General features: G+C 56.4%; 20 protein-coding genes. 11 read left to right on the top strand and 9 right to left on the bottom strand.

Annotated features, from left to right (window positions below; all coding sequences use genetic code 11):
- Window positions 1-427: 427 nt before the first annotated feature.
- The 4 genes from Q1Q75_RS12015 to Q1Q75_RS12000 all read left to right on the top strand — a co-directional run bounded on the left by Q1Q75_RS12015 (window position 428) and on the right by Q1Q75_RS12000 (window position 3,145).
- Window positions 428-883 (top strand): hydrogenase iron-sulfur subunit, encoded by a 456-nt coding sequence (locus Q1Q75_RS12015; RefSeq protein ID WP_300670751.1) that lies wholly within the window; start codon window positions 428-430, stop codon window positions 881-883.
- Window positions 880-1,542, top strand: coding sequence for a methylenetetrahydrofolate reductase C-terminal domain-containing protein (locus tag Q1Q75_RS12010; RefSeq protein WP_300670746.1), 663 nt, complete (start codon window positions 880-882; stop codon window positions 1,540-1,542). The genes Q1Q75_RS12015 and Q1Q75_RS12010 overlap by 4 nt, the downstream gene beginning before the upstream one ends.
- Window positions 1,543-1,545: 3 nt before the next feature.
- Entirely contained in the window at window positions 1,546-2,526 is a 981-nt protein-coding gene (locus Q1Q75_RS12005; protein WP_300670745.1) for a methylenetetrahydrofolate reductase, read from the top strand.
- A gap of 229 nt (window positions 2,527-2,755) precedes the next feature.
- Window positions 2,756-3,145, top strand: coding sequence for a response regulator (locus Q1Q75_RS12000; protein ID WP_300670744.1), 390 nt, complete (start codon window positions 2,756-2,758; stop codon window positions 3,143-3,145).
- 1,042 nt (window positions 3,146-4,187) lie between these two features.
- Here the strand turns inward: Q1Q75_RS12000 and Q1Q75_RS11995 are convergent.
- Entirely contained in the window at window positions 4,188-5,489 is a 1,302-nt protein-coding gene (locus Q1Q75_RS11995; protein WP_300670743.1) for a CBS domain-containing protein, read from the bottom strand.
- Window positions 5,490-6,175: 686 nt separating this feature from the next.
- Between Q1Q75_RS11995 and Q1Q75_RS11990 the strand changes: the two genes are divergently transcribed.
- Both Q1Q75_RS11990 and Q1Q75_RS11985 read left to right on the top strand, forming a co-directional pair.
- Window positions 6,176-6,727: an ACT domain-containing protein gene (locus Q1Q75_RS11990; protein ID WP_300670741.1), complete on the top strand. Its 552-nt coding sequence runs from the start codon at window positions 6,176-6,178 to the stop codon at window positions 6,725-6,727.
- A 57-nt stretch (window positions 6,728-6,784) separates the two neighbouring features.
- Window positions 6,785-8,158 (top strand): PFL family protein, encoded by a 1,374-nt coding sequence (locus tag Q1Q75_RS11985; protein ID WP_300670740.1) that lies wholly within the window; start codon window positions 6,785-6,787, stop codon window positions 8,156-8,158.
- Between the two features lie 207 nt (window positions 8,159-8,365).
- Here the strand turns inward: Q1Q75_RS11985 and Q1Q75_RS11980 are convergent, their stop codons facing one another.
- From Q1Q75_RS11980 to Q1Q75_RS11965, 4 genes are read right to left on the bottom strand one after another with little or no spacing between them, the layout of a single operon-like run.
- Window positions 8,366-9,265: a thiamine pyrophosphate-dependent enzyme gene (locus Q1Q75_RS11980; protein ID WP_300670739.1), complete on the bottom strand. Its 900-nt coding sequence runs from the start codon at window positions 9,263-9,265 to the stop codon at window positions 8,366-8,368.
- Window positions 9,266-9,278: 13 nt separating this feature from the next.
- A complete protein-coding gene (locus Q1Q75_RS11975) occupies window positions 9,279-10,472 on the bottom strand; it encodes a pyruvate ferredoxin oxidoreductase (protein WP_300670737.1) in 1,194 nt (397 codons plus the stop codon).
- Between the two features lie 3 nt (window positions 10,473-10,475).
- Window positions 10,476-10,781, bottom strand: a complete 306-nt coding sequence (locus Q1Q75_RS11970) for a 4Fe-4S binding protein (protein ID WP_300670735.1) — start codon at window positions 10,779-10,781, stop codon at window positions 10,476-10,478.
- Window positions 10,781-11,344: a 2-oxoacid:acceptor oxidoreductase family protein gene (locus Q1Q75_RS11965; protein ID WP_300670734.1), complete on the bottom strand. Its 564-nt coding sequence runs from the start codon at window positions 11,342-11,344 to the stop codon at window positions 10,781-10,783. The genes Q1Q75_RS11970 and Q1Q75_RS11965 overlap by 1 nt, the downstream gene beginning before the upstream one ends.
- Before the next feature lie 720 nt (window positions 11,345-12,064).
- Between Q1Q75_RS11965 and Q1Q75_RS11960 the strand changes: the two genes are divergently transcribed.
- Window positions 12,065-13,129: a branched-chain amino acid aminotransferase gene (locus Q1Q75_RS11960; RefSeq protein ID WP_300670732.1), complete on the top strand. Its 1,065-nt coding sequence runs from the start codon at window positions 12,065-12,067 to the stop codon at window positions 13,127-13,129.
- 409 nt (window positions 13,130-13,538) lie between these two features.
- Here the strand turns inward: Q1Q75_RS11960 and Q1Q75_RS11955 are convergent, their stop codons facing one another.
- The 4 genes from Q1Q75_RS11955 to Q1Q75_RS11940 all read right to left on the bottom strand — a co-directional run bounded on the left by Q1Q75_RS11955 (window position 13,539) and on the right by Q1Q75_RS11940 (window position 17,479).
- On the bottom strand, window positions 13,539-14,825 hold the full coding sequence (locus Q1Q75_RS11955; RefSeq protein ID WP_300670731.1) for a GMC family oxidoreductase N-terminal domain-containing protein: 1,287 nt from the start codon (window positions 14,823-14,825) through the stop codon (window positions 13,539-13,541).
- A gap of 134 nt (window positions 14,826-14,959) precedes the next feature.
- A complete protein-coding gene (locus Q1Q75_RS11950; protein ID WP_300670749.1) occupies window positions 14,960-15,346 on the bottom strand; it encodes an FCD domain-containing protein in 387 nt (128 codons plus the stop codon).
- Window positions 15,347-15,637 carry a GntR family transcriptional regulator gene (locus Q1Q75_RS11945; protein WP_300670729.1) on the bottom strand — a complete coding sequence of 97 codons (291 nt, stop codon included), beginning with the start codon at window positions 15,635-15,637 and terminating at the stop codon, window positions 15,347-15,349.
- Between the two features lie 459 nt (window positions 15,638-16,096).
- Window positions 16,097-17,479 carry a sodium:alanine symporter family protein gene (locus Q1Q75_RS11940; RefSeq protein ID WP_300670728.1) on the bottom strand — a complete coding sequence of 461 codons (1,383 nt, stop codon included), beginning with the start codon at window positions 17,477-17,479 and terminating at the stop codon, window positions 16,097-16,099.
- A 533-nt stretch (window positions 17,480-18,012) separates the two neighbouring features.
- Between Q1Q75_RS11940 and Q1Q75_RS11935 the strand changes: the two genes are divergently transcribed.
- From Q1Q75_RS11935 to Q1Q75_RS11920, 4 genes are all read left to right on the top strand, one after another.
- Entirely contained in the window at window positions 18,013-19,620 is a 1,608-nt protein-coding gene (locus tag Q1Q75_RS11935) for a tail fiber domain-containing protein (protein WP_300670727.1), read from the top strand.
- Between the two features lie 44 nt (window positions 19,621-19,664).
- Window positions 19,665-25,409 (top strand): choice-of-anchor U domain-containing protein, encoded by a 5,745-nt coding sequence (locus Q1Q75_RS11930; protein WP_300670725.1) that lies wholly within the window; start codon window positions 19,665-19,667, stop codon window positions 25,407-25,409.
- Between the two features lie 30 nt (window positions 25,410-25,439).
- The gene (locus Q1Q75_RS11925; RefSeq protein WP_300670724.1) at window positions 25,440-25,718 is read left to right on the top strand and encodes a hypothetical protein; all 279 of its coding nucleotides are present in this window, start codon (window positions 25,440-25,442) and stop codon (window positions 25,716-25,718) included.
- A 68-nt stretch (window positions 25,719-25,786) separates the two neighbouring features.
- The gene (locus Q1Q75_RS11920) at window positions 25,787-26,494 is read left to right on the top strand and encodes an MgtC/SapB family protein (protein ID WP_300670723.1); all 708 of its coding nucleotides are present in this window, start codon (window positions 25,787-25,789) and stop codon (window positions 26,492-26,494) included.
- Window positions 26,495-26,521 lie beyond the last annotated feature (27 nt).

Here is a 26,521-nt window from a genome sequence, read left to right as displayed (position 1 = left end):
GCCGTGCGCACCGTCAGGCGTATCGTAAACCGGAAACACCGCATTTTGAAATAAGACTCGTGGTCATCGTTAACTTGCGAGGCTGAGGGTCCTCTCTACGGTAGAAGGTGCGGGAGCCGCACCCTACGCGGTGATGAAAAGACGGGACGTATTGACATTTGAATCTTTCTGTCATTTGCCTCGAACGACCTGGCGAAGGCAAGCTGAATAGTTACAAATCTTTAAATGAAAAATTAACGTCACTAATCACCTCAGAAACCCGGAATCTCACCTGATTCGTTCGAAACGCAGTGACGCCTGGGACCGAGGAACGAGGCCCCAGGCGTCACTGCAATCCGCTTTCGAGGTGGCACACCTCGCCGCCGGAGGCTGCATTTTTATAGATTCCCTTTCAAATGGAGGAGCTATGGCAGATACGATGACAACGATGGAATGTGTGGAGGAGGAAAAAGCGGAAATCTGGCAGCCAAAGATCCTCGCCTTTGCCTGTCATTACTGCGCCTTTGCAGCCGCCGACCTGGCCGGGGTGATGCGTCTCTCCTACCCCACCAGCGTAAAAACCATTCGGCTCCCCTGCACGGGCAAGCTGGACCACGGCTATGTGCTGCAGGCCTTTGAAAAAGGCTTTGACGGGGTCTTCGTGGCGGGTTGACTGGAGGGCCAATGCCATTTCCTGGAGGGAAATACAAACGCCGCCAAGCGAGTCGTCCGTCTCAAGCAACTCATTACCCAGGTGGGCCTGGAACCGGAACGCCTGGAGATGTTTAACCTGTCAGCCGCCATGGGACCCCGATGGGCAGAGATCTGTCGTGAATTCACAGAAACGATCCAGAAACTTGGGCCGTCGCCCTTCGGAGAAACCCATCAAGGAGATGAGCGATGATCGTCGGACAGCAAAAACCGTTGGAAGAGATCTGGGAGATGGTCAAGGATCGAAAGCGACTCCTCGTGCTTGGCTGCAATACCTGTGTGGCGATCTGCCATGAGGGGGGCAACAAGGAAGCCGGCATCATCGCCTCCCTGCTTCGCATGAAGGCCCAGAAAGAGGGCGTATCGATAAAGATCACCGAAGGGGGCATTGAACGTCAGTGTGAAGAAGAGTTCTTTGCCCCGGCCCAGACAGACATTGACGAAGCCGACGCGGTCCTCTCCACCGCCTGCGGCATCGGGGTGCAGTTTATCGCCGCCTTCTGGAAAGACAAACCGGTTTTTCCGGCTCTCAACACCACCTTTCTGGGAGGCGTGGAACAAATAGGCGTCTTTTCCGAACGCTGCCAGGCCTGCGGAAGCTGCGTCCTGGGTCGCACCGGCGGAATCTGCCCCATCTCGCGATGCGCCAAGCGCGTTCTGAACGGACCATGCGGAGGATCTGTGGACGGGCGATGTGAAATCAACAAAGAGATCCCCTGCGCCTGGCAACTCATCGTCGATCGCCTCAAGGAGTTAGGACAGATGGACCGTTACGAAGAGCTGTCACCCCTTCAGGACTGGTCCAAAGACCGGGCCGGCGGACCGAGAACCCTGAAACGGGAGGATCTGTAACCCATGAGAGAAAAACGAACCCCACGAACCTCAAGTCGTCTGGAAAAAATTCTCGCCGAAGGGCATCTGGCCGTCACCTCCGAATGTGGACCACCCCGAGGCTCCGACGGTGCCGTACTGGAGAAGAAAGGTGCCATGCTTAAAGGCTACATTGATGTGGTCAATGTCACCGACAATCAGACCTCCATGACCCGCCTCTGCAGCCTGGCCGCTTCCATCCGGCTCAAACAGGCCGGTTTAGAGCCCGTCCTTCAGATGGTCACCCGAGACAGAAATCGCATCGCCCTTCAAAGCGACATCCTGGGAGCCGCCTCCTTTGATATCAACAACATCCTCTGCCTCACCGGGGACCACCAGAGCTTCGGAGACTGCAAGACCGGTCAGAATGTTCACGATATAGACTCCATGCAGCTGCTCCAGATGGTGCGACAGATGCGCGACGAAGGTCTCTTCATCGGCGGCGATGCCATCAGCCGTCCCCCGGAGATGTTCATCGGTGCAGCCGCCAACCCCTTTGCCGATCCCTTTGAAATCAGGGTCCCCCGCCTGGCAAAGAAGATCGCCGCCGGGGCCGAGTTCATCCAGACCCAATGCATCTACAACATGGAGAAGTTTGAGGCGTGGATGCAGGGCGTCCGGGACCGGGGCCTTCATGAAGAAACGTATATCCTCGCCGGGGTCACCCCCTTTAAGACCGCTGGCATGGCCAAATACATGCGAAGCCGCGTGCCGGGCATCGATGTTCCGGACGAGTTGGTAAAACGCATGAGCGACACGCCCAAAGAGAAACAGGCGGAAGAGGGTATCACCATCTGCCTGGAGACCATTGAACGCCTCAAAGAGATAGAAGGTGTCTGCGGTTTTCACATCATGGCCATTGAATGGGAAGAAAAGGTTCCGGAAATTGTGCAGCGAGCCGGCCTTTACCCCAGGCCGGACCTGGAGGCCCCAGGCCAGGAGCCTGCAAAAGTGGCCACATCCTGACCCTCCAATCGCCGAAGAGGCTGGCAAAAAGCCAAGGCCGAAGGCTGTCATAAAAAAAACACGGCTCGCCCGCTCCCATGCATGAACGCAAGGAATGCCCCTTGCCGAACATACCCCACCCCTGGTCCAGGCGGATATCCGCCTGGGGAGGCGCTGGCCTGATCCATTGGAATCAACAGATCACAGACGGCGCCACAGCCATGAACCCATGCCGAAAAAGGAGGTTGTCATGACCGAAAAAAAACGTATCCTTGTTGTCGATGATGAGCCTGACATGACCCTCGTCATCAAAAAACGTCTTGAAAAAGAAGGCTTTCTTACCGATGTAGCCTACAACGGAACCGAAGCCATCGCCAAAGTACAGGCCAACCCCCCGGACGCCATTGTCCTTGATGTCATGATGCCGGAGATGGACGGCTACGCCGTCTGTGACCAACTGAAAAACGACGAAAAATATGAAGACATTCCCATCCTCATGCTCACCGCCGTCGCCGATCATGTCGGCTCTACCCGCTACTCACACTACAACGGCAAAGCCATGGAAGCCGATGACTACGTCCCCAAAGGCCCCGACTCAACCGAGGAGATCGTGGCAGGTGTGAAACGGCTTCTGAGCTGATCATGCCTCGAAAGACCGGCCCTCTATGAAAAAATCAAGATCCGGGTTCCCCGGCTCTCTCGCCCATGGTTTCGCTGGGCTCCGGTATCATCCCAAAGACCGGAGCCCAGCCCCTCCCCTCAGGGTTCGAAAAACCACCTTTAAACATGTAATCCTGTGTTGAACCAAGCCCACCATTCGTCTGGAATAACCGCGAACTCGTGGGATGGGCAAAGGTAGTGCCGTGCCCATCTGGCGCGGGTGCAACCGGTCACGCCGGGGTGAGACGTTGTGTCCCCAAAATTTATGTAATTTTCATGGGTGCGGTTTTCCCGACGGCCAGATGGGCACGCTTCGCCCTTTGATATTAAATGGGTGCCCATCCTACGGGTTGTCGTTGTGCGGGCGGTGATGAATTATCGACGGTTTTATCAATCGGAGGCGTGGTTCTTATTGACGGCGGTCACGGAAAACCGGCATCCTTTGCTTGTTAAGCAGGCTGTTCGCAAGGGGTGGTATGAGTCAGTAGAATAAATAATTCATTATTGTAACTATTCAGCTTCATCCTGTCACCGGAGGGCCTCTTTTTCAAAAAAGCTTCGCAAAAACGTTTCAGCCCGTAGGGTGCGGCTCCCGCACCGATCAACGTCACGCAAACCGCCTGCCCCGTCTCAACATTTATGACAAAAGGCAGCGTTGCAGGATTATCGGACGTTAAGCGGTGCGCACAGCGCACCCTACATTTCACCTCGACACGGTTTCCGTCTTCATCGACCCTACCGTAACGGTGTGTGGCGATTGGGTGGCGTGAACTGAATGGTTACTCTTTATTTACAGGTATTTGCAAAGCAGAAATTTCCAATCCCGCGACAGATTTTCACGCTGGGAGCGGGTCGTGGTCAAGGCATCCGACCTGAAGGTGTAGGTTCCCTACTCCGAGGGGAGGATAACGCAGGCCACGGCCCGCTCCCAGCGCCCGGAGGGTGGAAAATATTGGCCCACATCTTAACTGGTAGAATTCAAAAGATTTACCTTGTGTGGGCCAAGATTTTTCATGAAAATTTTAGTCGGGGATGAGGTCGTAGTAGTACCTCATAACGTCGGTACGGGTAACAATCCCTATCATCTCCCCGTTTTGCACCACAGGGACCCGACCGATATCGTGTTTGATCATCAAGCGTGCGGCCTCAAGGGGACTTTTCTCAGACTCAATTTGCACGACGGAGGGCGTCATATAGGCCTTCACCGGAGACTTCATCTGAGTCTCCTTGCGAATCTTTTTAAAATCGCGGCGGGAGATCACGCCCACGACCTTGCCGTGATCAGTGACGGGCACGCCGGTGCAGCCTCTTTCCCTCAAAAGCGCCCCCAACTCTTCCATAAGAGTGGTCGTCTCCACGGACACCACGGGAAAACTCATGATATCGCCCAACTGTACCGAGGCGACCTGATCGTTCTCCACCAGGTTACAGATCATGGTAAAAACGGCATCGGGGTTATGAAAATCGGATTTAAACTGAGTGGCTCCCGCGCCCGGGTGCCCCCCACCGCCCAAGGTGCGCATGAGTTTTCCTACATCCAGACTTTCCACCTTGCTTCGGCCGATAATCATGCATTTGTTGCCCTCTTCGTCGTAAAACACACCGAAAGCCCCGTCGCTGTTTTCAAGGTCCAGGAACATGTTCACCACCACCGAGAGGTTTGCCACATGGCCTTCGATGGGCACCGAGGCAAAGGAGAGGGTGTAGCCGTTCACCTTTCGCCTGTCGGGGTTTTTCATCATTTCAAAGAGAACCGACTTCTGCTTCTCTCCGTAAACCTGCTTTAAAAAACCGCCCAGCACATTGAGGTCGGCCTTGCGATCCAGCAACCAGGCCACGGCCCGGGCGTCCTCCGGTCGGGTGGAGGGGTAAGAGAGACTGCCGGTGTCCTCGTAGATCCCGATCAGAAAAAGGGTGGCCAGAATCGGCGTCAGGACCATACGCCGGGCTTCCAGCTCAAGGATGAAGTGAGTCACGGTGGACCCCAGCCCATCATTGCGGACCTGATCCGCTTTGATGTCTCCGCCGTCATGGTGATCCCAGAGGTGAATGGTCAGATCGTCACGATCCTTCAAGGGAGAGAAGCCATCGAGACGTTTCCAGCTGTTGGTGTCCACAACAATCAGGTGGGTCACTTCATCCAGATTGATTTCCTTGGGATGAAGGACCTTGAAAAGGTCCTTGTGAATGGCCATGAAAGCACGGACATTGGCATTCACACTTTTAGGAAGAACCGGAACAGCGTCCGGGTAAATCATGGTGGCGGCAATAAGAGAAGCCAACGCGTCGAAGTCGGTCCCCTTGTGGGTCGTCACGATCTGCATAGTGTCTCCTGTTTCTCAACACTCCGGTCCCAGAGGTCGGATTGAATGGTTTTCCTGGTCATCATCCTCCCGATAGCAGCACCCTTTATGGATCATCCCCAAGCACGCGAAACCCTCTGCCCCCCAGGGATCCATAAAAGGTTTGAGAACTGTATCAAGCCTATTGTAGAAAGGATAACGAATTTTTCAACCCCTGGCTCAACTTTTCGCTCCAAAAAGTCCGCTATCCGGTCCCCGTATCATAAAAATTGCGCAAACACGCAATCCGCTTCGATTCAGAGCCACCCATCCCATAAAATTGTCCCTTTATAATGGCAATACGCGACTCACGCCCGCGGGCTCTCCCCCGATTAAAAATCCTTTATTGAGGTTTTCAGCAATCGTATAAACACCCTCCCCTCCCCCTCCCTGCGTCGACACGCTCAAAAGCGCTATCCATTTATTTTAAGGGTGTTCATGCAAAACAGTTCATGGTACATAGGACAGATCGTGTCAAATCTTCACGCCTTCGGGAACGACACGATTGATATTTAGCGCTGAAACCGCGGGACAGTCTTCGTATTTACGCAATCGCATGCTTGCCTACTGATGGAATACACTGAACAGACCTCCCCAGACAGCCCATTTCACTCAATGGCCCCGAAAATCACAGGGCCATACCAACACTTTAGAGTCAGGTTGTGCACATGAGCAAGATCATCATTACGGCAATCGGGAAAGACCGACCCGGCATCGTCTCTTCGGTGGCCCGGGTTCTTTTTCAGCTGGGCTGCAACATTGAAAACGTCAGTCAGACTATTCTTCAGTCGGAATTTGCCGGCATTTACATTGTTTCCGTTCCGGATGGCACTGATTTTGAAACCTTCTCTGAACAATTTCGAGAGGCGTTTGGTGAGGTAGGACTTCACGTTCACATCGAGTCCATGGAGACCGAGCTCCCCCATGTTGAGCCCTCCGGCGAACATTTTATCATCACCACCATCGGCCCGGACAGCAAAGGCCTGGTGTATGATATCTCCACGGTCATTGCCGAGGCGGGTGTCAACATCATTAACCTGACGGCGGTGTTTGAAGGGGGGGACAACCCAGAGAAAAACATCATGGTCTACGAGGTTCTGGTCCCCGACAGCGTGGATCGCCACATTCTCTCTGGAACGCTGAAGGAGAAGGCCGCAAGCCTCAAACTGGCCCTCACCTTTCAGCACAAAAACATCTTTGACACAGTGAACCGCATCTGATCTTCCGGTCACCCGGTGTTTCTCATCAATACGTCACAGACATTTCAGGATAAGACCATGCTTAGCGAAAGCGAACTGATATCAACCGTCGAGATGCTCAAATACGAGCACCTGGATGTACGGACCGTCACCCTGGGAATTAACCTCTTCGATTGTGCCAGCCATGACTTAGAGGTCTTCAAGGCCAACCTGCACAAAAAAATCACCCGCCTGGCAGGTCCCCTCGTGGAGACATGCAACACCATCGGCGATAAATATGGCATTGAGGTGGTGAACAAACGCATCTCTATCAGCCCCATCGGCGTGGTGGCAGCCCCTTTCAATTCGGCCCAGATGGTGGAAATCGCCAAGACCTTGAATGATATTGCCGTGGAAGTGGGCGTGGACTTCATCGGCGGCTTCTCTGCCCTGGTGGAAAAAGGCATTGCCAACGGCGACCGGGCACTCATCGAGGCCATTCCCGAAGCCCTCACCCAGACCGATCGCATCTGTGCCTCCGTCAATGTCGGCTCCACCCGGGCAGGCATTAACATGGACGCCATCCTGCTGATGGCCAATGCCATCAAACGCGGGGCGGCGCTCACCGCCGACAAAGACGGCCTGGCCGTTGCCAAGCTCTGCGTCTTCTGCAACATCCCCCAGGATGTGCCTTTCATGGCCGGCGCCTACCTGGGAACCGGAGAGGCCGACGCCGTCATCAACGTGGGCGTCAGCGGCCCCGGTGTGGTGAAACGCGCCATTGACCGCGCCGTCGAATCCGGCTCCAGTCTCGGCCTGGGCGATATCGCCGAAGTCATCAAGCGCACCGCCTGCAAAGTGACCCGCGTGGGCGAGCTCATCGGCCGTGAAGTGGCACAGGCCCTTGATATCCCCTTCGGCGTGGTGGACCTCTCCCTGGCCCCTACCCCCACCGTGGGCGACAGCGTGGGCGAGATCTTCCAGAGCATGGGGCTCACCAGCATCGGCCACCCAGGCAGCACCGCGGCCCTGGCCATGCTCAACGACGCCGTGAAAAAAGGCGGCGCCTTTGCCAGCTCCCACGTGGGTGGCCTCTCCGGTGCCTTTATCCCCGTGAGTGAAGACCTGAACATCGAAGAGGCCTGCAGAAACGGCTCCCTCAACATCGAAAAACTCGAAGCCATGACATGCGTCTGCTCCGTGGGCCTCGACATGGTGGCCATCCCAGGAGCCACCTCCGAAGAGACCATCGCAGGCATCATCGCCGACGAGATGGCCATCGGCATGATCAACAACAAAACCACCGCCTGCCGGCTCATTCCCGTCCCTGGGAAAGCCGCTGGGGACAATGCCCACTTCGGTGGCCTCCTTGGCCACGCCACCATCATCGACGTAAAGAACTGCGAGGGCCAGAACGGCTTCGTCCGCCATGGTGGTCGCATCCCAGCGCCGATTCACAGCCTGAAAAACTAGCAAATCCTGCTCCGCAGGCGGGGTCATTCGCCCCAAGGCAATGTGACCAAGACATTCTCCGAGAATGCAAAAAGCCCGAATCATCCGTTGAGATGATTCGGGCTTTTTTTGTGTTCGCCTTGCCCTGGAGCCAAGGTTTTCCATGATAAAAAAAACGAGCGCCCCATGGGGTCGCCCGTTTTTTATATGATACGATTTATTCTATTTTCAGGCGGTGTAGTTGGCCCACTTCGCGTCGATCATGCCCTGCATCTCATCGGTCAACTCCTGGGAGAGAGAGCGAAAACGACGCTGGGTTTTGAAGTATTCCTCGACGGGGGTGCGCTCTTTGCCCACGCGCTTGGCGGACTCGCCGGTGAGGGAGAACTCGCCCTTGACGATCTCATACAGATCAAAGAGACCGGTGGTCACGCCCAGCTTGCCGATGTGGACGGTGTACTGAGGCGCAAAGCCCCAGCCCGAGGGACACGGGGTATGCACGTGGATATAGCGGGTCCCGCCCTTCATGGAGGCGGCCTTCTTCACCTTGTCGTAAAGATCCAGGGGATAGGCGGCGGAGGCGGTAGCCACGTAGTCAATCCCATGGGCGGCGATGATGCTCGGCACGTCCTTTTTGTGCTGAAGCTTGCCTTTGATGGGGGTGGTGGTGGTCATCACCCCTTTGGGGGTGGTGCCGGAACGCTGGACCCCGGTGTTCATGTAGGCTTCGTTGTCGTAGCAGATATAAATGATGTCTTCACCACGCTCGCAGGCGCCGGAGAGAGCCTGGATGCCGATGTCTCCGGTCCCGCCGTCACCGGCAAAGGCGACCACGTTAAGATGATCCCGCCCGGTGGCCCGCAAGGCGGCACGCACGCCCGTGGCAGCCGCAGCCGTGGAGGCAAAGGTCACGTTCACGCACGGAAGCTTGGTGGAGGCCACGGGATAGAGCCCCTGAAGCACGGTCAGGCAGCTGGGAGGAACGGCCAATACCGTGTCCTTGCCCAGGGCTTTCAAGGCGGTGCGATACACAATACCCAGACCACAGCCGGAACAGGCCCGGTTGCCCGGATTCACAATCTCTTCATCCGTCAGAGTTAAAACCGTCGTTTTCTTATCATTATCCATAGCAGGCAGGCCTCTACAGCTTTAAGCCGACCCACTGGGGTTCATCCCCAATGGCGGCTTCGTTTTTGATGGATTCGGTCAAGGCGTCATAAAGGTGGTGGGTTTTGATCTCCCGCCCCCCGAGGCCCACGATGTAGTTGTGCACAAAAGGACGGGTCTCGGCGCTGTAGAGCGCGGACTTGACATCCGCATAGAGAGCCCCCTGATTGCCGTAAGAGAGCGCCTTTTCGAACACAATGACCCCCTTATGAGCGGTCAAGGCGTCACGCACCGCGGCATCGGGAAAAGGACGATAGACCTTCAGGCCGATAACTCCAATTTTGGTCCCCTCTTCCCGCATGGCATCCACCACGTCGCGAAGTTGGTATGAAAGAGACCCCATGCAGAAGGCCACGTAATCGGCATCCTCGCAGCGGTAGGGCTCCACAAAGGGATCGCCGCCCCGGCCGAAGGCCTCACCAAACTCGCCGTCAATTTTTTCGATTTCGGTCAATGCCGCGCGAAGGTCCGAATGAAGGGTCTTGCGGATCTCCATATAGCCGGGAGCCGTGTTGCCGTGAAGGTCGGGTCGGACATCCGGCAGGGTCACGGTGTTGAAGTTCCGGGGCTCCTCCGGGTTCAGGAAATGGGTGGGTTTAAACGGCGGCAAAAAGGCGTCCACCTGCGCCTGCTCGGGGACGTCAAAGGGCATGTAGGTGTGGGAGAGGAGGTAGCCGTCGTAGCAGACCATCACGGGAATGCTCACGGTTTCAGCCAGTTTAAAGGCCTTGAGCACCGTGTCATGAATCTGCTGATGATCGGAACAATAGAGCTGAATCCAGCCCAGATCCCTCTGGCTGACGGTGTCCTGATGGTCGTTCCAGACGGTCCAGGGCGCCCCGACACCGCGGTTGGCCACACACATGACGATGGGAAGCCTGGCCCCTGCAGCCCAGTGAAGCTGCTCGTTCATGTAAAGAAGGCCGTTGGCGCTGGTGGCCGTGAAGGACCGTGCACCGGTGGTGGAGGAAGCGATACAAACCGCCATGGCGCTGTGCTCGCTCTCCACGGGGATGTATTCCGCCGAAAGCTCGTCGGACTCGACAAACTCAGATAATTTTTCCGTCAGCGGGGTCTGCGGCGTGATGGGGTAGGCGGCGATCACCTGGACTCTCGCCAGTTTGACCCCTGTTGCGGCAGCCACGTTGCCTGATTCAATCACATGCATGGTCTATTTCTCCTCCTTGGTAAAGCTCGCTTCATCCACCATGGTGATGGCGCCGGCGGGACACTCCTCGGCGCAGATACCGCAGCCCTTACAATAGGTGTAGTCGATGGTAGGCGGAAGGGTCTTGGTGACCACCGCATCGGGGCAGTAGAGCCAGCAGTTGAAACAAGAGGGCTTCCCAGTCTTGGCCGGGATGCACTTTTCCAGATCGATCACGGGACGGACCACCCGCCAGGAGCCGGTGTTCCCCCCGTCTCCGGGGCCAGGCTCACTGACTGAAATCATGCTGCAAAATTCTTCTTTGGACATCAGGCACCTCCGATGACTGTACGATCATAAGTAAGGGCAGCCGCCCGCGCGTTCTCTTCGGGCTTCATGGCGGAGAACTCATGGCGGATGGCCTCCCTCAAAAGCTCCCGACTCACAAGGCCGGTGGCCTTGGCAAAGGCACCGATCACCCCGGTGTTCACGATGCCGGGGGCAAGGCCGGCCTCAAGGGCATAGGCCGTCACATCGGCCACTGAGAGCCGATGGGCACCAAAGTCATAAGAATCTATGGATTTCGGAGTGTTGAGAATAATCTGCCCCCCCTCCTTCAAGCCGTGGGTCACATCCACCTCCTCAAGGAGGGTATGGTCCAAAACCACCACCATGTCAGGGGTCGCAATGGGAGAGAGATCATAGATCTTCTCCCGTGCAATCTTAAGGGATGTATAAACGGGGGCGCCCCGTCGCTCGGTCCCGAAGGTGGGGGCCATGACCACGCCGTTGTAGCCCGACTTGAATGCGGCGTTGGCCACAATCTTGGCGGCGGTAATGGCACCCTGACCTCCCCGGCCGTGCCAACGGATTTCAATGATGTCCTGTCTCATGCTTTCACCACTTTCAGCACTGATGTGCCTTGATCATGCCTGGCACCCGAAGGAGGCAACCTCTTCAGGCGCAGAATATCATTTAGGTATCCGACCCGGAATCATTCCGAGACGGAAGGATACGATACCACTGAGTCGGCCTTTCCGTCTACCCACGGAAAACCCGGTCATGTGAAAACAAAATCGCATCCCCTCAGGTCCACTGTCTTGGTCTGACCTTGACGTTAACGTTAAGATCAATTGCAAAGCAATATCCCAAACCAAATTCCCTTGTCAAGAACCTTTCCACAACTTCGGCCCATGCAGCAAAAAAACTTTGTTAACAAGCGTTTTTCAAAGACATTGGCCATATTCTCCTTGATTTAACCTTGGGATACCGCTATCTAAATTTAAATCCTTTGCGCACTTGCCGCTCAAGGCATCACCCGGCCGAGACCGATTCGTCATCCAGCCTTTCGGTCCTCTACCCCGGCCCAGGGTCAGTGCCTGTCCCTTCTGCGCATCCGAATGATCGAGGCACATTTAAGGGCATTGCACCCGAAAAGTCTCTCTCTTATCTGACTGTATTCTATGAAAGATAACTCTGAAGGCCGTGTTTTAATTTTCCCTTATTCGATGCCCAAAACAATATTCATTCCGAGTGACGATTCGTCATCTGGTAAATCAACCCCAATGGCTCCGTACATCACGCTGCCATGACCAGAATTTTGAGGTTCCCTAATGGAAATTGCTATCAACAAAATCGATACACCCAAAGCTCATCCCGATGAATCCAATCTGGGATTTGGTACCTTTTTTACCGACCACATGTTCTGCATGGACTACACCAAAGGCATCGGCTGGCATGATCCCCGCATCGTCCCTTACGGCCCCTTTGAAGTCAGCCCCGCCACCATGGTACTGCACTACGGCCAGACCATCTTTGAAGGGTTGAAAGTCTACAAGACCGGCGACGACTCCGCACAGCTCTTCCGACCCCGGGACAACTTCGAGCGACTGAATCGCTCTGCCGAAGCCCTCTGCATTCCCGAGATCAATGTAGACGAATGCATGGAGGCCCTTGAGGCACTGCTGGAGATGGAAAAAGAGTGGATCCCGTCTGCTCCCGGCACCTCGCTGTACGTCCGCCCCTTTATCATCGCCATGGACCCCTACATCGGCCTGAAATCCTCCCCCATCCATCGGTTCATGATCATCCTCTCCCCCGTGGGTGCCTACTACCCCGAAGGATTCAACCCGGTAAAAATCTGGGTCTCTCCCGAGCACGTCCGCGCGGTCCGAGGGGGCCTTGGCGCCGCCAAAACGGCCGCCAACTATGCCGCGAGCCTTTACGCCACCGAGATCGCACAGGCCGAAGGCTACACGCAGGTACTTTGGCTCGACGGGGTGGAACGAAAGTATATTGAAGAAGTGGGCTCCATGAACATCTTCTTCGTCATCGACGATGAGATCGTAACGCCCGAGCTTAACGGAAGCATCCTGGCCGGGATCACGCGGGATTCAGTTCTTAAGCTGGCGCGTCATCAGGGCAAAAAAGTGGTTGAAAAACGCATCTCCATTGACGAGGTGTTCCAAGCCCATGAAGAGGGACGCCTCCAGGAAGTCTTTGGCTCCGGGACGGCAGCCGTTATCTCTCCCGTAAACCAGATCAAGTTCGGAGACCGGGAGATCACCATCGGAGACGGCAACGCCGGCCCCATCTCCTCCGGCATGTTCAATGACCTCATGGATATCCAGTTCGGCCGCGCCGAAGATCCCCTGAAATGGATCGTGCCTCTCAAGTAAAACTTTTTTAGAGTTAAAAAAAATATAAAAGGCGGTATCCGAAAACTGGATACCGCCTTTTTTTATTTACAATAAAAATTCACTCTGCAATTCAAGCCATATTGTACAAAAGATGCCTATGTTGCAACGTCTTAAGACGTTATCCCACATTCGAGAATCGACAGAACCGGGGTGAATGGGCCGTGGAAGCCCGGCTCGCCCGAAGGGTGAGAAAATCAAACAGAATCCCGTGGATTACATTTTGCATTTTTGAAACGACTAAAAATATTACTGCAAAGAACTGTAATTACGAATTATTCCTTAGCCCTGATTGTTTTCTCATGAAATATCCAGGTTAGATGCTTCGGGGGTGGATCGGGTGGGGAAAAAAATCGTCTCGGTGAGATAACCCCAAAAGGGAGAGCTTGCTTTACGCCAGATGACCGGCCAGACGCTTGCCCAGCCCAAGGAGGGTCAGCGTGGGGGGAAGGCCCCAGGCTTCAGGAACCACCGAGCAGTCACACACGTAAAGATTTTCCTTTTCTGTTTTCAGGTCTGTGTCCACCATATGATTGATCTTCAGAGTTCCGCCGGGGTGGGCAGCCGCCCGCCATCCGGTGTACACGCTTTTTGCTCCGGCGTTTTTTAAAATATCGGACGCCCGGGACACCCCGGTTTTCATCTTCACCAGGTCCTCGGCGGCCAGGCTCTTACGGACCCCGCCATTCCACGTAATCCGCCCCCCCAGCTCGTCTTTGACCTTAATCATCAGCATCAGGGTATCCGGCCTGGAGAGCATGCGGTGAAATTTCAGTTTCGGAGCGATCTGGGCGGCAAAAATCGGGGTCGGGAAATGAAGATCCACCATGAGATACCCCTCCTCTTCCATGTTAATGCCGGCGGACATCTGAGGTTCCCCTTTGCTGTTCAGCCCGTCGACAGACCCGAAGACCATCACGAGAGGATCAAAAAAGAAATCATAACCGGCGCTGTAGAGGCCGCTGTGACGCAAAATGACCGGGGACCCGATCCCCCCGGCGGCGATGACCACCTTGTCGGCAAAGACCGAATGGGATTGAAATCCCTTTTTATAGGTCACGCCAATGGCCGTGTCGCCATCAAACAGAACCTTCTCGACTTTGGCCCCGTTGATCAGGATGGCACCACCGTCTACGGCCTCGTTCACAAAATGGCGAGCGGTCCACTTGGCATCGTAGGGGCACCCGTAGCTGCACTTTCCACACTCGGGCCGACACTTTTCCTGGTCGATGAACTTATTTAATTTTTCCCACGCATACCCGAGATCCCGGGCGCTTTCCATCAGGCGAAGGGCTCCGGGACCCATCAGCTCATCTTTAAGGGGAGCCACAGGAACCTCCCGTTTCGCCTCTTTCACCTCGGCACGGATATCGATGCCATAGGAGTCGAGCAGCTCATAGGGCGGCTCAAAGGCCGTGGCACAATAAAAAATAGAGCTGCCCCCCGTGCAGGTGCCTCTCACCATCCCCAAAAGGGTCTTGTCGCTGAAAAGAATATTTTTACCCGGAACACCGGCATTCTTTGCCAGTTGAAGCAGGGATCCTTTGACCGGCTTGTTATCCCCCCACTCAAGAATCAGCACCTTCTTCCCCTGAGCCGTGAGCTCTCTGGCGACGGTGGCCCCACCCGGCCCGGAACCCACTACAATCACATCAACCTGTGCATCGATGGTCTCCATAATGCCTCCCTCTTGTAATTGTCGACAATCTACAATATTGAGCATTACACGGTTGCGAACCTATGTCAACTTAGATTAACACCGTTCACCATCATGGCAAAAAAGAAGCAACCCATGGAGGGCCACCGCCTGGCTTATCTTGGACAATGGATGAGTAAAGAGGATCGGAGGGCTATCAGCGCATACTCTTTTTCAGTCGCCACATAGGTCTCAATGGCCTGAACCCCCCCGTCAATATCATGGGTTTCCAGGCAATCAATGATGGTTTTAAAATAGACCGTTTTATCGATGAGACAGGCACGTCCCATGGAGATAGAGAGGTATTGCAGGCGTTGAATATTGGGCAATAAGGCAAAAAGGGTCTGCGTCAGAATGGGGTTGTTCGTCGTCTCCAGCCCCACGGTGGCAAAGTTGAAAATGGCCGCGTAGACCTCTGGGGAATCCCCCTGCTCGGCAGCAGCCACCATCTGATCGTGGGCGAAGATTAGCTGCATGCGGTGAGCCTCACCGCATCGCTCGATTCAGCGTCGGACCACAAGGCCATACAAGACCGCCAGCACATCGGCGTACCCCTCAATGGTCTCCTCAGTGACCTGGCTCACCCTCGCCCCGCACCGGGGGATGATCTCCACCAGTCCACTCTTTTCAAGGATACGAATCGCTTCCCGGATGGGAGATCGGCTCACCCCCAACTCGTCGGAAATGGTCTGTTCAAGAATCCGTTCCCCGGGTGCCAGCTTCAGACGAACGATCTTTTCAGTCAGGTAGGTGGCGATGCGATCGGATAAATTCTCAGAGATCTTGAAGGCCATGGAGTACGCTCCCAATCGAAGAGATGAGATGAGATGTCGACTGCCGATCGTTCACCCATACCACCCGGATTGTTTTTTGTCGACAGGATGTTACACGAGCAAGTCTCTGTACCTTTCCGCCACCTGAAGAACCGGCAGAACGTCAATGTACCGGCACAATAAAACAGCTTGAATTGCCTCAGACATACAGGATGACGATAACATTCCGCCATGCGAGACCTCGTAGGGTGCGGCTCCCGCACCGTTCAACGTCACGCAAACCGCTGGCCCCGTCTCAACATTTATCACAAAATGCGGCGTTGCAGGTTTATCGGACGTTAAGCGGTGCGCACGGCGCACCCTACATTTCACCTCAACACGGTTACCAAAGGACAGACCCTTTATACGGTTTCCGTCTTCATCGACCCTGCCGCATCGGTGTGTGGCGATTGGGTGGCATGAGCTGAATAGTTACTTTTTTTATTCCACCGTCCGGTCATCCCAGATCCCCGGCTCCAGCTGATCCTGAATCTCGGGGTATTTTGAGGCGTCGAAGGTGGGAAGCTTTCCTGATTTAAGCTGATCGTTGTAGTCCCTGGCCAGCTTCACGACCACCCCCGAAAGAAGTAAAATGGCGATGAGGTTGATCAACGCCATAAATCCCATGGAGAGGTCTGCCATGGACCAGACCAGGGGAAGCTCTGCCACGGCACCAAACATCACCATCCCGAGAACCAGAAAACGGAAAACGGTCAGACCGCCGGGATGGTTGCGTTCGAGGAAGATCAGGTTCGTCTCCGCGTAGGAGTAGTTGGCGATCACCGAGGTAAAGGCAAAAAACAGAATGGCAATGGCCACAAAGCCATTGCCCCAGCTGCCAACGCTTGCGGAGAGAGCCTTTTGAGTCAGTTCGATGCCGCTCATGCCACTGCCCGTCTCCAACGTTCCGGAGACAAGAATCACAGCGGCCGTGGCCGTACAAATCACGATGGTATCGGTAAAAACACCCAGCATCTGAACATACCCCTGGGAGGCGGGATGCGGAGGATAGGGCGTGGCCGAAGCGGCTGCGTTCGGGGCCGAACCCAAACCCGCTTCGTTGGAGAAAAGCCCCCGCTTAATCCCGTTCATCATGGCCTGGGCGATGGTATACCCCAAGGCCCCAGAGACGGCCTTGTCCCAACCGAAGGCACTCTTTATGATCAGGGAGATCACGGCCGGCACTTTCTCAATCTGAGACCCCACAACATAAAAGGCCAGGATGAGATAGACAAGGGCCATGACCGGCACGATGAGCTCTGCCACCCGGGCGATGGTGCGAAGGCCACCGAAAATCACGATCCCGGAGACGACCACCAGAACCATCCCCATGATCACCGGAGAGATGCCAAAGGCCACGTCCATGGCCTGGGCGATGGAGTTAGCCTGAACCGCGTTGAACACCAGCCCGAAAGAGATAATCAGAAAAATAGAAAAAAGGACGCCCATCCAGCGCATCCCCAGGCCCTTCTCCATATAATACGCCGGACCACCGCGATAATTACCAGCATCATCACGGGTCTTATAAAGCTGCGCCAAAGCGCTCTCGGCAAAGGCGCTGGACATTCCCACCAGGGCCACAAGCCACATCCAGAAAATGGCACCGGGCCCCCCGAGGGTCAAGGCAACGGCCACACCAGCGAGATTACCTGTCCCCACGCGGGCGGCAAGGCTGGTACAAAGGGCCTGAAATGATGAAATGCCTGCACTGTCCGCCTTCCGACTTTTTCTCAGCACAGTAAACATATGGCCAAAATGACGAAACTGGATAAACCCCAGGCGAAGGGTAAAATAGACCCCCACACCAATCAGGAGATAAATCAAAACAGATCCCCAAATCAAACCATTCAGACTATTTATAATACTGTTTAACACACGTTCCTCCTTACTGTTTTCAGGAACAGTCTTCTTGTCAATGTGACTCCAAAATAAAAAAGCACGAGCCCGGGGAGCGTCTGTTTACGCTATCCCGTTCGTGCATGCATGTATTTAATTACGCCGTTCCTGATGATTCACATTTCACATTTTCGAATAAAAATATAGTATGTATTACCTTAAATTGCAATCATGTAAAGTCACCTAAAATTCAAAATTTATTTTCCAGAAAACTCATCAACGCTTGATAAACAGGCCCCACACGTTCCCGGTCTGCAGGATCAAAACAAGCCAGACCCCTATTTATGTACAATATTTCAGCAAAAAATATTTACTTTATCTTTACTTAGCATTATACTTTTTTCCTCTTTAGCTTCCCTTCACGGGAACACTATCCATCAGAATACCGACAGAACACGTACCCGAATTTTATCTCATCCCAAGTGATAATACATATCACGCGCCAACAAAAAGGGGGTCCCATGCGTTTATCTGATTTTACGGGAAAAGGAACAGTAGCCGCTGCCATCCTCATCATGAGTCTGTGGATGCAAACGGCCTTTGCCGGCACCCATCGCCCTGCAGAAGTACGGATTGAAAACCAGAGCGTCACGGTAAGCACAACGATCTCCGGAGCCACCTACCTCTTGCTTCGGATCATGGGGCCTTCCGGAAACCATATCGGCGACTGGCAAACCACGGGAGCGCCCGTTACCTGGGCTTTACCGGAGCAGGCAGAAAATGGCCTCTACCGTTACGAACTCCGCGTAGGGACCACCCCGAGGAAGGCACGAACGGCAGACACAAACACAGCCCCTGCCGCGCGTGAGCATGTGGAATCCGGCGTCTTCCGGGTCACCAGCGGCACCATCGTCATCCTCGACCCCACCGCAGAAGAGACGGGCATGATAGACAACCTGGGCACCCAGGCCCTTACGGCTGTTGTGTGGGTCCTGGATGCCATCGCCTCCCCTGCCCATGCCGACCAGGTTATCCTGGACGACGCCATCATCACGGGCAGTGAATGCATCGGAAACGACTGCAATAACGGGGAGAGCTTCGACTTTGACACCCTGCGCATCAAGGAGAACAACCTGCGCATCCACTTTCAAGACACCTCCAACTCAGCCAGCTTCCCCCAAAACGACTGGCGAATCCTCATCAACGACACGGCCAACGGCGGGGCCAACTTCTTCGGCATCGAAGACAGCTCAGCGGCCCGACGGCCGTTCACCATTGAGGCCGGAGCTCCGTCCAACGGCCTTTATCTCTCCGCCACCGGTAACCTCGGTCTGGGCACCGCCACCCCCCTTACCGACCTTCACCTCGTCACCGGCAATACCCCCACGGTGCGCCTGGAACAAAACGGAGCAAACGGTTTTGCTCCTTACACCTGGGACCTGTCCGGCAATGAAAACCGATTCTTTCTCCGAAACGTCACCACCCAGACCAGCCCCCTGGTGATAGATGCCGCAACCGGCGCCATGGGGCTGGGGACCCTTGCCCCCCGTGCGGCCCTTGAGATCCAGCAAACTTTCAAAAATGCGGACCTTCTTCTGTCGTACAAAGATGTAACCAAGGATGGGGAACCTGAGGTCATTACCAAAATCGAAGCCTCCGACACGGCAGCGCGCATGGGCTCGGCAAGCAGCCACCCCCTTCAGTTGATGGCCGCCTCCCAACCCTTTGTCACCCTTACCCCTGAAGGCCGCCTGGGCATCGGAACGACCACCCCTTCCGACACCCTGCATGTTACCGGCAACGCCTTTATCACCGGCAACCTCGAACTGGGGAGCAGCCGAACCTTAAAGTTCAACATCACCCCCCTTGCCCCCCACGATGCGGAAGCGGCCCTTACCGCCCTTGAACCGGTCCGGTACCGCTACAAATCCGACCCCGACGAAGAGTCACTGGGCTTTATCGCCGAAGACGTGCCCGACCTTGTGGCCACCAACACCCGAAAGAGCGTCAGCCCCATGGACATCGTGGCCGTCCTCGCGCGGGTGGTCAAAGACCAGCAGGAGACCCTCGCAACGCAGCAAAAGGCCATCGACGCCCTGCAGAAGCGACTCGACGCCCTGGCTCGCTGATTACAGCACGCCCCAACCTCAGGACCTCTCACGCGGATGGCATCATGACCCGACTTGTATCCCTACCCACGCTCCTTTCTTTTGCGGCCTGGCTCTTTGCCTTTCCGGTCTCCGCCGGAAATATCACGGTACACGATGGGGCTCGACTGGAGCTCCATTCGTCCACCCTTACCCTCAACTGCGGTGACCTCTCCGTGACCTCAGGGGGAGCTGTTCACCTGGGATCCGGCACGGTCCTGGGCAGCCGTTCCATGGAAGCCGACGCCTCCTCCACCCTGGAGTTGGGCACGGCCGCCATCAACCTCTGCGATGCACCCGGCCCTCCGGCCCCCACCACAGGGACTCTTTTCATCGACAGGGTACCGGATGCCGTCGTCTCGACCTGGAGTCTTTCCGGCCCTGTCGCCCGGTCAGGAAATGCCGACACAAAGCTGACTGATCTCCCCGAAGGGACCTACGCCCTCACCTGGGGCGATGCACCCCCAGGCTGGAAAGGCCCCGCAACTGCCATCCAGCCCCTGGCCCTTCCCGCCGGAGTCACCGCCACCCTGACAGGCACGTACACGGCCTTAGACGCAGACAATGACGGCGTGCCCGATGCCCAGGACACCGGAGACTCCGATGGAGACGGCCTCTCAGATGCCTGGGAGACCGCCCACCGCCTGAACCCGGCGGTAAACCAGGGCATCATGGATCAGGATCTGGACGGTTACTCGGACTTTCGAGAGCTCCTTGCTGGGACCTCACCCACCGACAAGGCCTCCACCCCCTCGGCAACCACCGTCTTTGTCACCCCCGACGGCACCGGCTCTGGCACCTCCTGGGGCGATGCCTTTGGCAGCATTCAGACCGCCATCTATTATGCCGGCCCCGGTGAGGCCATCTGGATGCAGGCGGGGACCTACGTTCCGAAACAGAACCCTCATCGCGTCCCCACGGATATCCGCAGGGAGGTGGATCCGGCCACGGGTATCTTAATAGAGCCCCTCTCCCCGCAAGAAAATCCACGTTCGCGCCATCTTGCCTTAAAGCCAGGGATCACCCTCTACGGGGGGTTTGCCGGCACGGAAACCGCGATTGACCAACGGGATGTCCTCGCCAACCCCACCTTATTGAGCGGCGACCTTGCAAGAAACGACAATCCAGACGATGAAACCACCCTTACCGACAACCTTTACCACATCATTTATCATCCCACAGAGAGCACCCCATGGGACGGCATGGCGACCTTAAACGGACTGACCCTCTCCGGTGGAAATGCTGCCCCATCCTCCCCTGAGGAGGTTCTCCCCGATGACGCCCTCCGAGGGGGAGGGCTTTTCCTAAGCGGTATCAACCTCCATCTCATCGACTGCCGCATCGAAGGCAACCGGGCCACCGAAGGGGGTGGGCTTTACCTTGCCGACGGAGAAGCAACCCTCACCGCCTGCCGCCTCGAAAACAACCGTGCCACGGATGGGGGGGGCGCCTATGGAATCCGTGCCTCCATGAAATTCACCAACTCGGTTCTCGCCAGGAACACCGCAACAGAAAAAGGCGGAGGGTACTACAACACTTACGGAAGCTTGCTTGCACTGCGTGGCTGCACGGTCGTCGGCAACATGGCAGCCAATGGGGGCGGTGCCTTCCTGAACAGTTGGGTTGAAACCGCTGACAACTGTCTTTTCTGGAACAATACCGCCGCAACTGGGTCCAACATAGGGTCTCCTTCATACCCCTACGAGATCTTTGACTTCGTCACCAAACATTCATCCAACCTGGATCCCCTGTTCGTCAACACCACCGAAGGCAACTACGCCCTGCAGGAAGGCTCCCCGGCCATCGATGCCGGCAACCCCGACACGGACCTGAACCTCTTCGGTATCACGGACATGGCCGGCAATGCCCGCTACGACGGTCGCCTCGACATCGGAGCCTTTGAATACCCCTCAAGCGCAGCCCTGCCCCCCGAAGGGGATGCAGACGAAGACGGCCTTACCAATGCGGTAGAAAGGGCCGCAGGACTCAATCCGCGCCTTGCAGACTCCGACGCCGACGGCATGACCGACGGTTACGAGTCAAACAACGGGCTCTCGCCCCTTTCGAACGATCGCTGGCTGGATGCCGATGAAGACGGGTTTGTCAACATCCGGGAGTTCACCGACGGGACATCGGCCAACGATCCCGGTGCCACGCCGTCCTCCCGTGCTGTCTGGTATGTGTCGCCGACAGGAGACGCTGCCAACGACGGACAAAGCTGGTCCACCGCGTGGAAAGATCCCCAACGGGCCATCTGGTATGCAGCCCCTGGCGAGGCGGTATGGGTGGCAACGGGAACCTACACACCGACGTGGTCTCCCAACCTCCCGGGAAACCTCGACCCGAGAGCCCGGCATTTCTCCTTGAAAAAGGGAATTGCTGTTCATGGGGGATTTACCGGCACCGAAACAACCCTTGCCGATCGATCCTTTGCTGCAACTGAGACGATCTTCACTGGGGATTCTTTGGGAAACGACAACCCCCTGGCTCCCGAGACCTGTTCAGAGAACCTCAGGCACACCTTCTACCACCCGGCAGGTCTATGTCTTGACGCCACGGCAACCCTGGATCGTGTCACGATCTCCTCCGGCAACGCCGATGGGACAGACCTCCACAGCCTGGGTGCTGGCATGCTCAACCTGTCTGCCAGCCCCACCCTCACCTTGTGCCGGTTCACAAAAAACCAGGCCAGCAACGGCTGCGTACTCTACAACGACAATGCGTCTCCCAGATTGGTGCAATGCCTGGCAACCGGCAACCAGGCCATTGCCATCACCAACCGCAACCACAGTCGCCCCAACCTGATCAATACCACCGTCGCCAACAACACCGGCGGAGTCATAAACGACCCCACAAGCTCGGTGCGCCTTGATAGCTGCATCATCTGGGACAATGGGTTTGAAGCCCAAGTCTCAGACGCAGGTAACACCAGTACGATTCTCTGGTCCCTCGTGGGCGGCCCCGAGCAAAACCCAGCCGCCGATCCTGAATTTACCGACCCCGAAAACGATGAGTTCACCTTAAGCGACACCTCGCCCGCCATCCATGCCGGCAACCCGGCCGCAACGGTCGACACCCTCGGCACCCAGGACCTCGGTGGAAACCATCGCCTCTGCGGCCCCATCGACATGGGAGCCTTTGAAAACCACACCGCCGATATCGACTGTGACGGCATCAAAGAGGCCGACAAAGATTCCGATGGAGACGGCCTGCCCGACCTCTATGAAAACGCCCATGGCACCGACCCATCCCAGGCCGACACCAACGGGGATGGCACCCCAGACGGCAGAGAAGACACCGACGGAGACGGTCTCAACGCCCTTGAAGAACTCTCCGCAGGAACCGATCCCGCCCTGGCCGATACCGACGGGGATGGCCTCACCGACCGTGAGGAGGTCGCCTTCGGATCCAGCCCCACCGAAAAAGACCGATGGGCTGACACCGATGAAGACGGCTTCTCCAACGGCCGGGAGGTCATGGCAGGCACCCTGTGCAACGACGCGGCCAGCTACCCCGCAAAGCAGACCGTCTTTGTGGATGTGGACGCGTCCGGGGCGAACAACGGATCCTCTTGGGGCCAGGCCTTCACCAACCTCCAGACGGCCATCTTCTATGCGGCCCCGGGGGAAGAGGTGTGGGTGGCTGAAGGCACCTATGTGCCCTCTGACGCCCCCCACCTCCCTGACAACACGGAACCCAAGGGGTATCATTTCACCCTCAAGGCCGGGGTGTCTATTTATGGAGGATTTGAAGGAGACGAATCTCTGCGGGACCCGCGAGACACGGAAACCCACAAAACACGCCTCAGCGGCGACCAGGGAGGCGGCATCCACAGCAACCATGTGATCTGGCACAAGGCCCTCAGCAGCTCTGAAACCCTCCTGGACGGGGTCACCGTGGAAGAGGGAGACGGCACAACCCCTTCCGCTGACATAACATCCACTTATGGCGGCGGCCTGCGAAACGAAGGCAACCTGCGGCTCAACCGATGCAAAATAATCAACAACAGCGCCTTCTGGGGGGGAGGCATCCATGCCGCCGGGGGCAGCCTGACGATCACAAACTGCCTCATCGCCACCAACACCAGCCTCATTCAGGGTGGTGGTCTCTATCTCTCCGGCGATGACTTCAAACTGATAGCCACCACCGTCGCTGAAAATACGAGCCCCAATGCCGCCAACCTCTACGTTGCCAATGCCACCTCTACAGTAGCGGGTGAAGAGACTCAGCAGATCTCCGGATCCATCATCGGGACCGGCTTTACCGTGTTCAAAGGGACCCCGCTTCATATCACCGGCTCCTGCATCCCCGAAGGCACCCTGAGCTCTGTCGACGAACCCGGTAACACGGTCTCTGCGCCCCTGTTCGTGAATGCCTCCGGCGGTGATTTCCACCTTCAGAGCATCTCCCCCTGCCGCAATACCGGGCCCGTCAATACCGAAGACGGACCAGGCCTCCTGGACTTGTCCGGTGAGCCACGGGTGAGATGCTGGATAGACATGGGCGCCTATGAATTCCAGGAGGAGCCAGACACCGACGGCGACGGCACGCCAGACTGTACGGATGAATGCAGTGCAGACCCCGGCAAGGTAACTCCTGGCTGCAATGGTTGCGGCACGCCCGACGTGGACACGGACGGCGACGGCATCCTGGACTGCCGCGACGACTTCCCCGGGACACCCGGTGAATCCGTGGACACCGATGGCGACGGCGTGGGCGACAATACCGACTCGGATGATGACAACGACGGCATGCCCGATGCCTGGGAGCAGGCCCATGGCCTCAACCCCCTCTCCCCGGCAGATGCCGACCTTGACATGGATGGAGACGGGATCAGCAACGCAAGAGAGTATGCCCTGGGAACCCTCCCCGACAACCCAGCGGATCACCCGGCACGGGCGATTCGGGTTTTGCCGGAGAGCGGATCGTTTACCGACCTGGCCCCGGTCCTCACAGCCCGATACGGGGACGGAACCATCAAAGGAGTACTCACCCGTGCCCGGTGGCAGATCGACACAGACGACAGCTTTTCTCACCCCGTGGTGGACCTGTCCATCGCACAGCCCCTCATGGAGCTCGCCGTACCTGTCCTGGTGCTGGAGCCCAACATTCGCTACTGCTGGCGTGTCCGATTTGAAGATGAGGCGGCACTCTGGTCGGCGACCGCGTGGTTCACGACGGAAAGCCAAGGGGTGAAGGACGGCAACTACAACGGGATCGCTGACGCTCAGGAGACCTGTCGCACGGCGGATAATCCAGAAGTGCTCTGCCTGCCGGGCCTGCCCGTGAAGATCGCCCTGACAGACCCCGGCGACCTGCGACAGGTGGAGAAGATCACACTCCTGCAACCTGAGAAAATCACCGACAGCAGGAATATCCCCTCACTCCGGCCCAGCTGGATGCTCGGTTTCCAGGCGGAGGTGAACACCCCCGGAGAAACCGTCACCTTGACCTTCACCACAGAGGCTCCGATTCCAGAGGGCATTGTCTGGGCCAAATACGATGCGGCAAGGGGCTGGCAGGACTTCAGCGATAAGGTGACCCTGGATGACACCCGGACGCTTCTCAGCCTGACGGTCACCGACGGAGGCCCCGGTGACGCCGACGGTGTGGCCAACGGGATCATCGTGGATCCCTTCGGTCCCTCCAAGGGCGAATTCCCCGTGGACCCACCGGTTGACATCCCCCCGGAGGACCCGACGACCCCCGAAGACTCTGGATCGTCCCACTTCGGCCCCTGTTTCATCGGCATCCTGGAAAGCGAGGCATAGCCCGGAAACAAAACAAGACAAGGCAGCCCCATGATCGCACCCGACGTCATGGGGCTGCCTCAACCCACCCTGCCCTCCGGCCTGACCCATGACTTAAAAACATCAGTCAAAATATCCCCGCATCTTTTTCCTGATTTTTCCCTCTCTATTCAATGTGCCCGCGGCGGGTCACTGTTTGCAAAAAATGACGCAAAAATGCTCCGGTTACCACCGTCTGCTTATCTAATTTTTCATGGTCTTGTTCTTTGGCAGGAACGCCAGAGGCTATCATTGACGCAAAGGTTACATTTTTTACTAAAAAAAATTTAACCTGGCACGCCTTTGGAGTATGGTGACTCTTTTGATTGATGATCTGTGTTAGACAAAAAGGAATCGTGATGCTGGAATTATGGAATGAGTCCCTGCCTTATATCATACGGATTCTAACCGCCGCCGCCCTGGGCGGGTTGCTCGGGCTGGAGCGGGACATCCATGGCAGGGAGGCCGGGTTGCGAACCCACCTCCTGGTCTGTGCGGGATCCGCTCTGTTTATGACCCTCTCCACGACCGTCTCCTCCTTTGGCGTGCTGAAACCCGAAGCCTTTCAAGGCGTCACCGATCCCGGCCGTATCGCCGCACAGATCGTTACGGGCATCGGTTTTCTCGGGGCCGGTGCCATTATCAAAGATGGCCTGTCGGTTCGGGGCCTCACCACCGCCGCCTGCCTCTGGATCACCTGCGCCATCGGCATGTCGGCAGGAGCCGGTCTCTATATCCTGGCCGTCACCACCACCTGCATCGCCCTCTTCTCCTTGTCCACGCTGAATATCGTGGAGAAAACATACAAAAAAGATGTCTACCGCAACCTGACGCTTTCCCTTCCTCTGGGAGAAAAACCAGAGCATGCCGTGGCGATCATGAAACAAAAAGGGCTCAAAATCATCTCCACCGAGCTGCTGAAGGACTACGACGCCGGTATCATCAACCTCACCCTGGGACTCCAGCTCTCCTCCAGGGGCAACGTCGACAACCGCTCCTACGATATCATCGCCGCCCTGGAAGAGAGCCAGATCCCCTTAAAATCGGTAAAATGGTACAAAATATAACAAGGTGACATACCTTGTCGTCTAAGG

It is taken from the genome of Desulfoluna sp. (genome assembly GCF_030145185.1).
In the GTDB taxonomy this organism is placed as follows: Bacteria; Desulfobacterota; Desulfobacteria; order Desulfobacterales; family Desulfolunaceae; genus Desulfoluna.
Note: the sequence above shows the minus strand (reverse complement) of the source record. Positions and strands in the feature narration are given on the sequence as shown.

Bases quoted from the DNA above. Each gene is read 5' to 3' on its own strand.
- Q1Q75_RS12010 (WP_300670746.1), top strand. From the start codon at position 880: ATGATCGTCGGACAGCAAAAACCGTTGGAAGAGATCTGGGAGATGGTC.
- Q1Q75_RS12005 (WP_300670745.1), top strand. From the start codon at position 1,546: ATGAGAGAAAAACGAACCCCACGAACCTCAAGTCGTCTGGAAAAAATT.
- Q1Q75_RS12000 (WP_300670744.1), top strand. From the start codon at position 2,756: ATGACCGAAAAAAAACGTATCCTTGTTGTCGATGATGAGCCTGACATG.
- Q1Q75_RS11995 (WP_300670743.1), bottom strand. From the start codon at position 5,489: ATGCAGATCGTGACGACCCACAAGGGGACCGACTTCGACGCGTTGGCT.
- Q1Q75_RS11990 (WP_300670741.1), top strand. From the start codon at position 6,176: ATGAGCAAGATCATCATTACGGCAATCGGGAAAGACCGACCCGGCATC.
- Q1Q75_RS11985 (WP_300670740.1), top strand. From the start codon at position 6,785: ATGCTTAGCGAAAGCGAACTGATATCAACCGTCGAGATGCTCAAATAC.
- Q1Q75_RS11980 (WP_300670739.1), bottom strand. From the start codon at position 9,265: ATGGATAATGATAAGAAAACGACGGTTTTAACTCTGACGGATGAAGAG.
- Q1Q75_RS11975 (WP_300670737.1), bottom strand. From the start codon at position 10,472: ATGCATGTGATTGAATCAGGCAACGTGGCTGCCGCAACAGGGGTCAAA.
- Q1Q75_RS11970 (WP_300670735.1), bottom strand. From the start codon at position 10,781: ATGTCCAAAGAAGAATTTTGCAGCATGATTTCAGTCAGTGAGCCTGGC.
- Q1Q75_RS11965 (WP_300670734.1), bottom strand. From the start codon at position 11,344: ATGAGACAGGACATCATTGAAATCCGTTGGCACGGCCGGGGAGGTCAG.
- Q1Q75_RS11960 (WP_300670732.1), top strand. From the start codon at position 12,065: ATGGAAATTGCTATCAACAAAATCGATACACCCAAAGCTCATCCCGAT.
- Q1Q75_RS11955 (WP_300670731.1), bottom strand. From the start codon at position 14,825: ATGGAGACCATCGATGCACAGGTTGATGTGATTGTAGTGGGTTCCGGG.
- Q1Q75_RS11945 (WP_300670729.1), bottom strand. From the start codon at position 15,637: ATGGCCTTCAAGATCTCTGAGAATTTATCCGATCGCATCGCCACCTAC.
- Q1Q75_RS11935 (WP_300670727.1), top strand. From the start codon at position 18,013: ATGCGTTTATCTGATTTTACGGGAAAAGGAACAGTAGCCGCTGCCATC.
- Q1Q75_RS11930 (WP_300670725.1), top strand. From the start codon at position 19,665: ATGACCCGACTTGTATCCCTACCCACGCTCCTTTCTTTTGCGGCCTGG.
- Q1Q75_RS11925 (WP_300670724.1), top strand. From the start codon at position 25,440: ATGATCGCACCCGACGTCATGGGGCTGCCTCAACCCACCCTGCCCTCC.
- Q1Q75_RS11920 (WP_300670723.1), top strand. From the start codon at position 25,787: ATGCTGGAATTATGGAATGAGTCCCTGCCTTATATCATACGGATTCTA.